This is a genomic window from Variovorax sp. P4_B10, from assembly GCF_056402375.1.
The window spans coordinates 42,693-55,249 of sequence record NZ_JBFUHN010000029.1 but is presented as its reverse complement, the minus strand read 5'-3'; the positions used below and the strand labels follow the sequence as shown (position 1 = coordinate 55,249).

Annotated in this window: 9 protein-coding genes and 1 pseudogene; 6 read left to right on the top strand and 4 right to left on the bottom strand. The window is 68.1% G+C overall.

From position 1 onward, the window contains the following. Positions 1-7 precede the first annotated feature (7 nt). The 4 genes from AC1DXX_RS15390 (at position 8) to AC1DXX_RS15375 (ending at position 4,376) form a co-directional block, all read left to right on the top strand. The gene (locus AC1DXX_RS15390; protein ID WP_478135068.1) at positions 8-475 is read left to right on the top strand and encodes a nuclear transport factor 2 family protein; all 468 of its coding nucleotides are present in this window, start codon (positions 8-10) and stop codon (positions 473-475) included. Positions 476-487: 12 nt separating this feature from the next. Beyond that, positions 488-1,474 carry a Bug family tripartite tricarboxylate transporter substrate binding protein gene (locus AC1DXX_RS15385; protein ID WP_478135067.1) on the top strand — a complete coding sequence of 329 codons (987 nt, stop codon included), beginning with the start codon at positions 488-490 and terminating at the stop codon, positions 1,472-1,474. 16 nt (positions 1,475-1,490) lie between these two features. Then, complete coding sequence (gene gudD, locus AC1DXX_RS15380) at positions 1,491-2,852, top strand: glucarate dehydratase (RefSeq protein ID WP_478135066.1); 1,362 nt, start codon at positions 1,491-1,493, stop codon at positions 2,850-2,852. 87 nt (positions 2,853-2,939) lie between these two features. Further along, the gene (locus AC1DXX_RS15375; protein WP_478135065.1) at positions 2,940-4,376 is read left to right on the top strand and encodes an aldehyde dehydrogenase family protein; all 1,437 of its coding nucleotides are present in this window, start codon (positions 2,940-2,942) and stop codon (positions 4,374-4,376) included. Here AC1DXX_RS15375 and AC1DXX_RS15370 read toward each other — a convergent pair. After that, entirely contained in the window at positions 4,361-5,629 is a 1,269-nt protein-coding gene (locus AC1DXX_RS15370) for an MFS transporter (protein WP_478135064.1), read from the bottom strand. The two genes, AC1DXX_RS15375 and AC1DXX_RS15370, sit on opposite strands and share 16 nt — an antisense overlap. 73 nt (positions 5,630-5,702) lie before the next feature. On the opposite strand from AC1DXX_RS15370, the pseudogene AC1DXX_RS15365 reads away from it, so the two are divergent. Beyond that, positions 5,703-6,545: pseudogene (locus AC1DXX_RS15365) on the top strand (LysR family transcriptional regulator); the annotation flags it as partial. 49 nt (positions 6,546-6,594) lie between these two features. Here the strand turns inward: AC1DXX_RS15365 and AC1DXX_RS15360 are convergent. Further along, positions 6,595-8,142 (bottom strand): ABC transporter permease/substrate-binding protein, encoded by a 1,548-nt coding sequence (locus AC1DXX_RS15360; protein WP_478135063.1) that lies wholly within the window; start codon positions 8,140-8,142, stop codon positions 6,595-6,597. Between the two features lie 111 nt (positions 8,143-8,253). Between AC1DXX_RS15360 and AC1DXX_RS15355 the strand changes: the two genes are divergently transcribed. Beyond that, positions 8,254-9,333, top strand: a complete 1,080-nt coding sequence (locus tag AC1DXX_RS15355) for an ROK family protein (protein WP_478135062.1) — start codon at positions 8,254-8,256, stop codon at positions 9,331-9,333. Between the two features lie 155 nt (positions 9,334-9,488). Here AC1DXX_RS15355 and AC1DXX_RS15350 read toward each other — a convergent pair whose 3' ends face one another. Beyond that, entirely contained in the window at positions 9,489-10,973 is a 1,485-nt protein-coding gene (locus tag AC1DXX_RS15350) for an efflux transporter outer membrane subunit (protein WP_478135086.1), read from the bottom strand. 460 nt (positions 10,974-11,433) lie between these two features. Beyond that, positions 11,434-12,552: an ABC transporter permease gene (locus AC1DXX_RS15345; RefSeq protein ID WP_478135061.1), complete on the bottom strand. Its 1,119-nt coding sequence runs from the start codon at positions 12,550-12,552 to the stop codon at positions 11,434-11,436. Positions 12,553-12,557: the final 5 nt, after the last annotated feature.

The following is a 12,557-nucleotide window of genomic DNA, read 5'->3' as shown; positions in this document are numbered from 1 at the left end:
CAACGACATGCTCGTCAAAAAACTTTTCCTCATTGCCGCTTCGGTCGCGATGTTCGCGGGCTGCGCCAACATCGCGCCCGCCGGCGGTGGCGGCGCATCATCGGCCCAGCCTGCGGTGGCTGCGGCTGCCGAGCGGCTGCGCATCGCGATGGTCGATCCGACCGCTGCAGCGCTGGGCGCACTCGTGTCCGACGACCTGAGCTACGGCCACTCGGGCGGCAAGGTCGACACCAAGGCCAGCTTCATCAGCGACCTGCTCGACGGCAAGTCGGACTTCGTGAGCATCACGATCACCGACCAGACCATCAAGGTGGTCGACGCCAACACCGCCATCGTGCGCCACACGCTGGCGGCCGACACCATCGATTCGGGCAAGCCCGGCAAGGTGGCGCTCAAGATTCTCGGCGTCTGGCAGAAGCAGGGCGGCGGTGACTGGAAGCTGTTAGCCCGTCAGGCCGTGCGCATCACTTCCTGATCGGTTGCGCGAATGAAGAAGAGAGGTTTTCTGGCGACGGGCCTCGCGCTGGCCGTCACCGCGCTGCTGCCCCTGCATGCCTCGGCGCAAGCCGACGCATGGCCGCAGCAGAAGCCGGTGACCATCGTCGTACCGTTCCCCGCCGGCGGCTCCACCGACATGGTGGCGCGCGCACTGGCGCTGCAATTGCAGACCAGGCTCGGCGGCAGCTTCGTCGTCGACAACCGGCCCGGCGCGACCGGCACGATCGGCACCGGCCAGGTCAAGCGCGCGGCACCCGACGGCTACACGCTGCTGGTGTCCTCGCTCGGCGCCTTCGTCGTCACGCCGCACCTGCAGAAGAGCGTGCCCTACGACGCCACCAAGGACTTCGACTACATCAGCGTGCCCGTGCAGGCGCCCAACGTGCTGGTCGCCAACGTCGCGCGGCCCGAGCACACCGTGGCCGATGTGCTGGCGCTGCTGCGCAAGACGCCCGGCAAGGTCTCGTTCGCGAGTTCGGGCAACGGCTCGTCCGACCATCTCTCGGCCGAGCTGTTCTGGCAGCAGAGCAAGACCGAGGGCGTGCACGTGCCTTACAAGGGCGGCGCTCCGGCGGTCAATGACCTGCTGGGCAACCAGGTCGACTTCTCGTTCCAGAACGTGAATGCCGTGCTGCCGCACATCCGCGCGGGCAAGCTGCGCGCCATTGCCGTCACCGGCGACAGGCGCTCGCCCGTGCTGCCCGACGTGCCCACGCTGGCCGAGGCCGGTGTGAAGGGCGCCGAGGTCTACTCGTGGCAAGGCATGGCCGCGCCCAAGGGACTGCCGTCCGCCCTGAAGAAGAAGCTGAGCGACGCGGTGATCGCCGCGATGCAGGACCCCGAGACGAAGAAGCGCATGCTCGACCAGGGCCTCGAAATCGTCGCCAGCACGCCCGAAGAATTCACCGCCTTCCAGCTGCGCGAATGGGCGCGATGGAAGACATTGATCGACACTCGCCATATCACTGCAGACTGAGGCACCGAGCCCGAAGATGACAAGTCCTGAATCCGTTGTTTCCAAAGTCGTGTCGGGCGCGCCCGTCGTCACCGGCATGCGCGTAGTGCCCGTCGCGGGCCACGACAGCATGCTGATGAACTTGAGTGGCGCGCACGGCCCGTTCTTCACGCGCAACCTGCTGATCCTGACCGACAGCGCCGGCCACACCGGCGTCGGCGAAGTGCCCGGCGGCGAGAAGATCCGCCAGACGCTCGAAGATGCGCGCGACCTCATCGTGGGYCAGCCCATCGGCCGCCACAATGCCGTGCTCAACAGCCTGCGCAGCGCCTTCGCCGGGCGCGACAGCGGCGGCCGCGGGCAGCAGACCTTCGACCTGCGCGTGACCATCCATGCGGTGACGGCCGTCGAAGCCGCGCTGCTCGACCTGCTGGGCCAGTTCCTCGAAGTGCCCGTGGCCGCGCTGCTCGGCGAAGGCCAGCAGCGCGATGCGGTACAGATGCTCGGCTACCTCTTCTACGTGGGCGACCGCAACAAGACCGACCTGCCGTACGAGACCGATCCCGGCGCCGGCAACGACTGGTTCCGCCTGCGCCATGAAGAGGCGATGACGCCCGAGGCCATCGTGCGTCTGGCCGAGGCCACGCATGCGCGCTACGGCTTCACCGACTTCAAGCTCAAGGGCGGCGTGCTGCGCGGCGAGGAAGAAGTCGAGGCGATCCGCGCGCTGCACGAGCGCTTTCCGCAGGCGCGCGTCACGCTCGACCCGAACGGCGGCTGGCTGCTGCAGGACGCGATCCGCCTCTGCCGCGACCTGCACGGCGTGATGGCCTATGCCGAAGACCCGTGCGGCGCCGAAGGCGTGTTCTCGGGCCGCGAAGTGATGGCCGAGTTCCGCCGCGCCACGGGCCTGCCGACCGCCACCAACATGGTGGCCACCGACTGGCGCGAGATGGTGCACAGCCTCTCGCTGCAATCGGTCGACATTCCGCTGGCCGATCCGCACTTCTGGACGATGCAGGGCTCGGTGCGCGTGGCGCAGCTGTGCCAGGCCTGGGGCCTGACCTGGGGCTCGCATTCGAACAACCATTTCGACGTGTCGCTCGCGATGTTCACGCACGTGGCGGCCGCCGCGCCCGGCAAGGTCACGGCCATCGACACGCACTGGATCTGGCAGGACGGCCAACGCCTGACGAAAGCGCCGCTGCAGATCGAGGAAGGCTTCGTGAAAGTGCCGACACGAGGTGGCCTGGGTATCGAGCTCGACATGGCCGAAGTCGAGAAGGCCCACCAGCTCTACCTGAAGCACGGCCTCGGCGCCCGCAACGACGCGCAGGCCATGCAATACCTGATCCCCAATTGGAGCTTTGACAACAAGCGTCCATGCATGGTCCGATGAGGGTTTAATCTCGGAATCCCTTTCCGCAGCCGGGCCCCATCGCTCCGGCTTCTTTCTTTTTTCATTTCGCAGCAGCAAGGACCCCTCATGCAAAACTTCGACAACCTGATCGCAGGCGAATGGCGTGCCGGCGCAAGCTACAGCCCCAACGTCAACCCCAGCAACCTCGCCGACGTGCTGGGCCAGTACACGCAAGGCGACGCGGCGCACGTCGATGCCGCGGTAGCGGCTGCCACCGCCGCCTTCCCGGCCTGGGCCACCGGCAGCATCCAGGCGCGTTCCGATGCGCTCGACAAGATCGGCACCGAGATCCTTGCGCGCAAGGAAGAGCTCGGCACCCTGCTGGCGCGCGAAGAAGGCAAGACCAAGGCCGAAGGCATCGGCGAAGCCACGCGCGCGGGCCAGATCTTCAAGTTCTTCGCGGGCGAATGCCTGCGCCTGTCGGGCGAGCTGCTGCCGTCGGTGCGCCCCAACATCGGTGTGGAAATCACGCGCGAGCCGGTCGGCGTGGTCGGCCTCATCACGCCCTGGAACTTCCCCATTGCCATTCCCGCCTGGAAGATCGCCCCGGCACTGGCCTTCGGCAACTGCGTGGTCTTGAAGCCCGCCGACCTCGTGCCGGGCAGCGCCTGGGCGCTGTCCGAAATCATCAGCCGCTCGGGCATTCCGGCTGGCGTGTTCAACCTCGTGATGGGCCGCGGCAGCGTGATCGGCGAGGCGCTGGTCAACCACCCCGGCATCCATGCGATCAGCTTCACCGGCTCGGTGGGCGTGGGCCGCAACATCGCGGTCCAGTGCGTCACCAACCACAAGAAGGTGCAGCTCGAGATGGGCGGCAAGAATCCGCAGGTGATCCTGGACGACGCCGACCTCGCGCAGGCCGTGGAGCTGAGCGTGCAGAGCGCCTTCTACTCGACCGGCCAGCGCTGCACGGCGTCGAGCCGGCTCATCGTGACCGAAGGCATCTACCCGAAGTTCATCGAGGCGATGAAGGCGCGCATGGCGAAGATCAAGGTGGGCGATGCGCTGGCGCAGGGCACCGATGTGGGCCCCGTCTCGTCCAAGTCGCAGCTCGAGCAGGACTTGAACTACATCGAGATCGGCCAAGGCGAAGGCGCCACGCTCGCGGCCGGCGGCGAGCGCCTCAAGCTCGAGACCGACGGCTACTACATGTCGCCGGCGCTCTTCAGCGAAACGGCCGCTGCGATGCGCATCAACAAGGAAGAGATCTTCGGCCCCGTCGCGAGCGTGATCCGCGTGAAGAACTACGAAGAGGCGCTGGCCACGGCCAACGACACCGAGTTCGGTCTCTCGGCCGGCATTGCCACCACCTCGCTGAAGTACGCCACGCACTTCAAGCGCCACAGCCAGGCCGGCATGGTGATGGTCAACCTGCCGACGGCGGGCGTGGACTACCACGTGCCTTTCGGCGGGCGCAAGGGCTCGAGCTACGGCCCGCGCGAGCAGGGCAAGTACGCGCAGGAGTTCTTCACCACGGTGAAGACGGCCTACACGCTGGCCTGATTTTTCTCCGTGCCATCGTGCCTGCGGCGCATTGCGCGCCGCAGGCCGAGCGCGAGCAGCACGCCGAGCACGCCCGCCRCCGCGACGATGGCGGCCGCGGCGGACCAGCCCAGCGCATCCACCGCGCTGCCGACGGTCACGGGGCCGACCATCTGGCCCAGGTTGCTGCCCAGCATCAGCAGGCCCACGGCCATCGGGACGAGCCGCGGGCTCGGCGCCACCGTCGCGGACGTGCCGATCAAGGTCGCGGGCAGCATGCCGCCCACGCCTGAAAACACAAGGCACAGCACGAAGGTCGGCGTTTCGCCCAGCAGGGGCAGGAAGATGCCGAGCGCCGAGACGCTCATCACCGCGCTCGCCACGGCCACCAGCACCCAGCGCGCCACGCCGCGCTCCAGCAGCATGCCGGCCGCGAGGTTGCCCACGATGTTCGCGCAGCAGGCCACGGCGCTGAGAAGTCCTGCCGTGCCCACGCTCACGCCCATGCGCTCGATCAGCAGCACGGGCAGAAAACTGAAGAGCGCGAAAAACTGCAGGCTGTAGATCGCAAAGGACGCCGCGATCAGCGTCGGCGCGCCGGCCCTGACGGTCGCGGCCGCATCCCGGCCCACGCCGCGCCACGAGGTTGCCGCCGCGTCGTCTGCGTGGCGGGTGTCGCGCGAGACAGCCAGCAGCACCAGCACCGTCAACGCACCCGCCAGCGCCGCATTGCCCAGCCAGAAGCCGCGCCAGCCTTCGAGCACCGAACCGATGAAGAGCGCAATGGCGATCCCGGCCGGCATGAAGCAGCTCCAGATCGCGAAGGCGAGGTCCTTGCCGCCCGGCGCGACGATGCGCTGGAGCACCGCCGGGCCGGCGATGGTGATCAGCACGAATCCGAAACCCTCGATCACGCGCCCAAGCAGCAGCGCCGCAATGCCGTTGGCCAGCGCACCGGCGGCACTGCCGATGGCGATGGCCAGCAGCCCCGTGAGCAGCAAGCGCCTGTCGCCGGCGCGCGCGATCCATGCGCCCACCGGAATGGCGCCGACCACGCCGAGCAGCGAGAACATCGCCATCAGCCAGCCGATCATCGACAGGTCGAGCCCGAAGTCGGCGCGCAACTGAGGCACGGCGATCGCGACCTTGCCGACCTGCAGGGAGGCGACCACGCCGGCGATCACCACCATGCCCACGCCGAGCCATGGGGTCGCGGAGGGCAGGCGCCGGGCGGCGGCGGGCGGGGTGCCGGACATTTCAAGGGGTTGCTGCATGCCTCGACTGTGGCCTGAACCGGATATCAATGAAAGCAAATAAAATCGTCCAACTCAATCGATTGAACAGATCATGATCGACGTCCTCACCCTGAGCCAGATGCAGATGTTCGCGGTGGTGGCGGACGCGGGCAGCTTTCGTGCCGGCGCCGCCAGGCTGCACCGCGTGCAATCGGCCGTGAGCCATGCCATTGCCAATCTCGAAGCGCAGCTCCAGGTACGGCTCTTCGACCGCTCCGGCCACAAGCCGGTGCTCACGTCCGCGGGCCAGGCGCTGCTGGGCGACGTCAGGGTCATCCTGTCGAAGGTCGATGCGCTGCGCGCGCGCGCGCAGGGGCTGGAGCAGGGCATCGAGCTGGAGCTGTCGATCGCCATCGACACGCTGGTCTCGCCGGCCCTGGTGGCCGAGGCGATCCGCGGGCTGCATGCGGTCTACCCGAGCATCGCGATCCGCGCCGAGTACAGCTCGATGGGTGGCACCATCGATGCGTTGCATTCGGGCCGGTGCAACCTGGCCATTGCAGCCTTCGGCCATGCCGACGAAAAGATCAGCCGCGAATTCGTGATGCAACTCCAGATGGTGGCGGTGGCAGCGCCTTCGCATGCGCTGGCGGCCTGCGCGGGCCGGCGGGGTGGGGCGAAGGACCTCGACGCGGCGACTGCCGAGCACGTGCAGATCGTGCTCGAAGACCCGAGCACCTTGAGCGAAGGGCGCGATTTCGACGTGCTCTCGCCCACCACCTGGCGGGTCAACGACATGTACATCAAGCTCGCGCTGCTGCGCGCCGGGCTCGGTTGGGGAAAGATGCCTTCATGGCTGGTGGCGGACGACCTTGCGGCCGGAACGCTGGTGCATCTGCCGGTGGGCCGGATCGGTCCCGGCGGACAGACCGACCACCAGGCCTACTTCTGCCACCGCAGCGACAAGCCGCCGGGCGCGGGCGCCACGCTGCTGCGCGACTGCTTCATGGCGGAAGCGAAGAAGGCGGCGCGCGCCGGCGGCGCCGCATCAGGAACTCCACGAGTTCGAAGATCCCCTCGCTCAGCAGCGCCAATGCCGCCGCCGGCAGCGCCCCGGCCACGAGCAGCTCGCGGTCGTTGAGCGCCAGCCCCGTCACGATGCGTTCGCCGAATCCGCCCGCGCCGATGAAGGCCGCGATGGTGGCGGTGCCGATGGCAATGGCGGTGGCCGTTCGCACACCGGCCAGCAGCGTGGGCAGCGCCAGCGGCAGCAGCACGAGCTGCAGGCTTTGCGGCGGCGTCATGCCGAGCGCAGTGCCCGCGAGGCGCAGGCCGTTCGGCACTTCGGAAAGACCTGTCACCGTGTTGCGCATGATCGGCAGCAATGAGTAGAGCGTGAGCGCGATCAAGGCGGGCGCCGTGCCGATGGCGCCGAGCATCGAGATCAGCACCGCGAGCAGGGCCAGCGACGGCACGGTTTGCAGGATGCTGGCAAAGCCCAGCACGACGGCACGCAGTTGCACATGCGGAAACACCAGGATCGCGATCGGCACGCCGATCAGGATGGCAACGCCGACCGACACCGCCACGAGCAGCAGGTGCTGGCGCGTGAGCTGCCAGAGGTCAGGGCCGAAGAGCTTGGCGGTGAAGCCGCGCCGGGTTTCCTGCGGCGGTGCCGGTCCGGTCTTTCCGGCGCTGGCGAGGAAGTCGCGCGCGATGGCGTCGAAAGGCACGCCCTGCAGTTCGGCGCGTGCGTTCATCGCGATCATTGCGTGCTCGTCGACCTTGCCTTCGAGTGCCTGCAGCGCAGCCCATGCCTTCGGCAGCCGCTTCGGCAGGTCGAGCTTGTAGAGCACCACCGCGTCGTAGCGCGGAAAGTATTTCCTGTCGTCTTCGAGCACGCGCAGGCCCAGGTGCTCGATCTTGGCGTCGGTGGTGTAGATGTCGATCGCATCGATCTGCTTCGCCGCCACCGCTTCGTAGGCCAGCCCGTGGTCGAGGCCGGTCGGCGTCTGCGTGAAGCCGTAGCGCGCAGCCAGGCCCTTCCATCCGTCGGCGCGGCCGAGGAACTCGTTCGACAGGCCGAGCTTGAGTTCGGGGTGCTTCGCCAGGTCGCTCAGCGTGCGCAGGCCGAGCCGGTCGGCATCGGCTGCGCGCACCGCCAGTGCATAGCCGTCGTTGAAGCCGAGCGGAATGGCCACGCCCAGCCCCATCGGCGCGAGCGCCGCATTCATCGCCTCGCGCGTTTCCGCCGGCGAGCCCTTGAGGATTTCCAACGCAATGGTGCCGGTGTATTCGGCATAGAGGTCGATGGCGCCCGAGCGCAGCGCTTCGTAGACGATGGCCGTGTTGCCCAGGCCCTGCCGCACGACAGGCGGCGATGCAGTGTGCGGCGCTGCCGTCTGCGCGAGCAGTTCAGCAAGGATGTACGACTCGGTGAAGCGCTTGGAGCCGACGCGCAGCGTGTCGTCGGCGGCCTGCGCCGGTGCGGCGGCAAGCCAGGCCATCGAGAACAACAGGGCGGCGCGCCGAAGGCTGCGGAGCAGGTGCATCCGGGCCAGTGTATCGACATCCCTTCGTTTGGCGTACCCGCCGATTTCCTACACGCCGTGGTGCGCGGAGCCGATGCCGCGGGGGCGCGATGGGCCGCACAGTCGGTCGCCATGAAGTCCAAGCGCTCCAGGAAGAAATCCTCTCCAACCACCTTGCCGGGCCCCGATGTCCACGGCCTGCGCGAACTCCCGGGCCTGCAGGTCGATGGCTACAGCCTGCAGCTTCGCGACAAGGACGGCTTCGTCGGCGACCAGGCCAGCCAGACCGCTTTCAGGGAACTGCTCGAGCGCTGGCGCAAGCGCCGCCGCAAGACCGGCAAGGATCCGCTGGGCGTGTCGCATTCGCGCGACCTCAGCAAGGAGAAACTCGACCGCGCGCTGCAGGAAAAAAAGGCGTCCGAGGCCGCCGACGTGATGCATGGCGCCATCGAGGAGTTCGCCGAGGAACTGGCGTCCGTGATCCAGCGCTTCCTGCGCCAGCCTTCCTGGCAGAAGGTCGAACGCATCGTGATCGGCGGCGGCTTTCCCGAGAGCGACGTGGGGGAGCGCGCGATCCTGCAGGCCGACGCCATCCTCGAAGAGATGGACCAGCACGTGCAGCTTGGACGGCTCTCCCACGACGCCGACGACGGCGGCCTGATCGGCTGGGTGCATCTGACGCCCCCGGCCATGCTGAAGAAGCACGACGCCATCCTGGCCGTGGACATCGGCGGCACCAACGTGCGCTGCGGCATCGTCAAGACACGCCACCGCAAGGCGCCCGACTTCTCGCTCGCGAAGGTGGTGCGGCGCGAGAAATGGCGCCACGCCGAGGAGGAACCGAACCGCGGCAACATCGTCGAGCACATCGCCGGCATGCTCGAAGGTATGGTGCGCTACAGCGAGCGCAAGAAGATCCGGCTCGCGCCCTTCATCGGCATCGGCTGCCCGGGGCTGATCCGGCAGGACGGCTCGATCGCGCGCGGTGCGCAGAACCTGCCCGGCGACTGGGAGAGCCACGCCTTCCATCTGCCGAGCGCGCTGTGGCGCCGCATGCCGATGATCGGCTCGGGCCCGACGCTGGTGCTGATCCACAACGACGCGGTGGTGCAGGGGCTGAGCGAGCTGCCCTTCATGCGCGACGTGCGGCATTGGGGCGTGCTGACCATCGGCACGGGACTGGGCAACGCGAGCTTCACCAACAGGCCCTGAGGCCGCACCGGAGGGCCGGCCCTCGGGCCGGGCTCGAGGGGGCAACGGCAACAGGCGCARGGGTTGGGGTGCTCATTCCGATCGCTTCTGCGCAGCTTGCAATGCGAAGGATCTGGTGCTCTCGTTACCCCGAATAAACCGCATGCTTTCACTCTTTACTTGCGGGGAGCTGAAACTTCCATCACCTCACCGCCCAGCGCCTTGTAGACCGCCACCAGGCCGACCGCGAGCCGGCTGGTGCTCTGCGCCTGGTCGCGCCGCGCCTGCAGCAACGTGCGGCGCGCATCGAGTTCGACGCCGAAATCGGTGAGTCCGCCCGCATGGCGTGCATGCGCCAGCACCAGCGCATCGCGGCTGCGGCGTTCACGTTCGGCCAGCTCGGCATGGCGCTGGCGCTCGGCGGCGTAGGCGGAGAGCGCCGAGTCGATCTCGTGCCAGGCCTTGAGCACGGTCTGCTGGAAGGCCACGGCCGCTTCCTGCTGCTGCAGCTCGCGCAGGTCGACGGTGCCGCGGCGGCGGCCGTTGTCGAAGATCGGCAGGCTGATCGACGGGCCGACATGCCACTGCCGGCTGCCCCATTCGCCGAAGCGTTCGCTGCCCACCGATTCGTAGCCGAAGCCGGCACCCAGCGTCACGCGCGGATAGAGGTCGGCCACGGCCACGCCGATGCGGGCCGTGGCGGCATGCAGTTGCGCCTCGGCGGCCGCGATGTCGGGGCGACGGCGCGCGAGGTCGGCGGGCAGGCCCAGCGCGAGGGGAGGCAGCGCGGGGGCGTCGAGTGCGTCGCCGGTGGCGGTGTCCGCCAGCTCGGTGTTCAGCGCGCCGGGTGCGGCGCCGGCCAGCAGCGTGATGCGGTTCGTCGCATCGGCCTCCTGCTGCAGCAGCGCGGGAATGCGCGCACGCAGTTCTGCCACCAGCGCGCGCTGGCGCACCGGGTCCAGGTCGGTGACCAGGCCGCCGTCGGCGCGCGCCTGCACCAGTTCGAGCGACTCGGCGGCCGCTGCGATGTCGGCGCGTGCGATGCGCAGTTCGCGCTGTGTGCCGCGCAGCTCGAAATAGTTGCGCGCCATTTCGGCCTGCACGCTGAGCCGGGCCTGCCGGAGCAATGCGGACGAGGCGCTCACGTCGGCATCGGCCGCCTCGATGGCGCGGCGCACGCGGCCCCACAGGTCGATTTCCCATGAGGCGTCGAAGCCGGCCTGGTAGAGGTTGTAGGGCTCGCTGAGCGTGCGGATCAGCTGGTCCTTGTTGGAGATGGAAGAGCCCAGCGCGTCGATCATCCGCGTGGCCGCACCGCTTTCGCTCTGGCGTTGCCGTGTGACGCCAGCGCTGGCATTGACCTGCGGGCCTTGCTGGGCGGCCGTGGTGGTGCGCTGCACGCGGCTCTGCGCGAAGCGAAGGGCGGCGGTCTGCAGGTCGGGACTGCTCGCGAGCACCATGGCTTCGAGACGGTCGAGCAACGGATCGCCGAAGGCCTTCCAGTCGCCGGATGCGATGCCGCCGGCGGCGGCGCCTTGCCTTTCCGCGCCGAGCAGTGCCGGCGAGCCGCCATGCCAGGCGGACCAGTCGGCGGGCGCGCGGGCTTCGGCCGGCTTGTGGTCGGGCCCTACGGCGCAGCCGGCGAGGGCGAGTGCGGTCATGGCCGCCGCCGCGAGGCGATGCGGGCCCGATGCGTTGGGAGGAAGAGAGGGAAGGGGCATGGTGCGCTCCCGTTTATTTCAGTTTTCCATGGCGACAAAGCGCCACCCGCAGCCCGTGAAACCGGCACGAAGGCCGGGGGCGTTTCTTCGGGGCGCGTGCACAGGCCACCGGGTGCTCCCCTCCGCGAATGTCCCCCGCTTCGCTCCTCCTTTATTTCGCTGCGGGGAGCACCCGGTGCCCTGCGCACGAGAGGCGCAGCTGTAGTGCTGGCCGATCAACAAGTGCTCTGAGCGATCACGCCGATGGTGTGCTCTGCGCAGCGAAATAAAGGAGGAGGCTTGCGGCCCTAGGCCGCGCCGGGGGACATTCGCGGAGCGGAGCACACCGTCGGCGTGAGCGCGCCCTGAACAACGAACGTCAAACACAACAACTCGACGAACAGCAAAGCAAGGTTTCATCTCAAACAAGGCGGTTGCGGAACAGCCAGGCCGCCAGCGGCAGCGTGATGACCGCGATGATCGAGAGCGGAATCAGGTTGTGCCAGACCGCGCCCAGCCCCACGCCCTCCAGATATACGCGCTGCACCATATCGATCGCGAAGCGCAGCGGATTGGCCATGGTGATCACCTGCAGGATGTGCGGCATGTTGCGCACCGGTGTGGTCAGGCCCGACAGCAGCATCATCGGCATCAGCAGCACGAAGGTGTAGAGCATCGCCTGCTGCATGTTGGCCGACACGGCCGAGATCGAGAGGCCGATGCCCACGCTCGCGACCGTGAAGAACACCAGCCCCGTGTAGAGCGTGACGAGCGAGCCCGCCATCGGAATGCCGAACCAGAACAGGGCCACCAGCAGGATCAGCGACGACTGCGCGAGGCCGACCAGCACCGGTGGCAGCGCCTTGCCGATCATGATTTCGAGCGGCGACATCGGCGTGACCAGCAACTGGTCGAAGGTGCCTTGCTCGCGCTCGCGCGCCACCGAGAGCGCAGTGAGCAGCAGCGTCTGCAGCATGCTGAGCGCGGCGATCATGCCGGGCAGCAGGTTCCAGCGTGTTTCGAGGTTCGGGTTGAACCAGGCGCGCGATTCGACGAGCAGCGGCGCCGGCGGCGCACCCACGCGCGTGCGCAGCTCGGCGTTGTAGCGCGCGACCACCGCGCTCACGTACCCGGCCGCCGAGCCCGCCGTGTTGGAATTGCGCGCATCGAGGATCAGCTGGATGGCTGCGGGCTGCCCCGCGCTGAGCTGCTGCTCGAAGTTCGGTGCGATCTGGATCACGAGCAACGCTTTTTCGGTGTCGATCACCTCGCGGATGTCGGCCTGCGTGCGCAGCGTGGCCACGCGATGGAACACGCCCGTGCTGTCGAGGTGCGCAATCAGTTCCGCCGAGGCGCCGGTGTGGCTCTGGTCGAGCAGCGCATAGGGCACGTTCGAGAGATCGTAGGTTGCGGCATAGCCGAAGACGAGGCTTTGCATGATCGCGGGAACGAACAGGATCACGCGGCTTGCCGGGTCCTTGAGGATGGCGAGCAGCTCTTTCCTGCAGAGATTGGCGACGCGCAGCAGAAAGTCGATCATGGAAT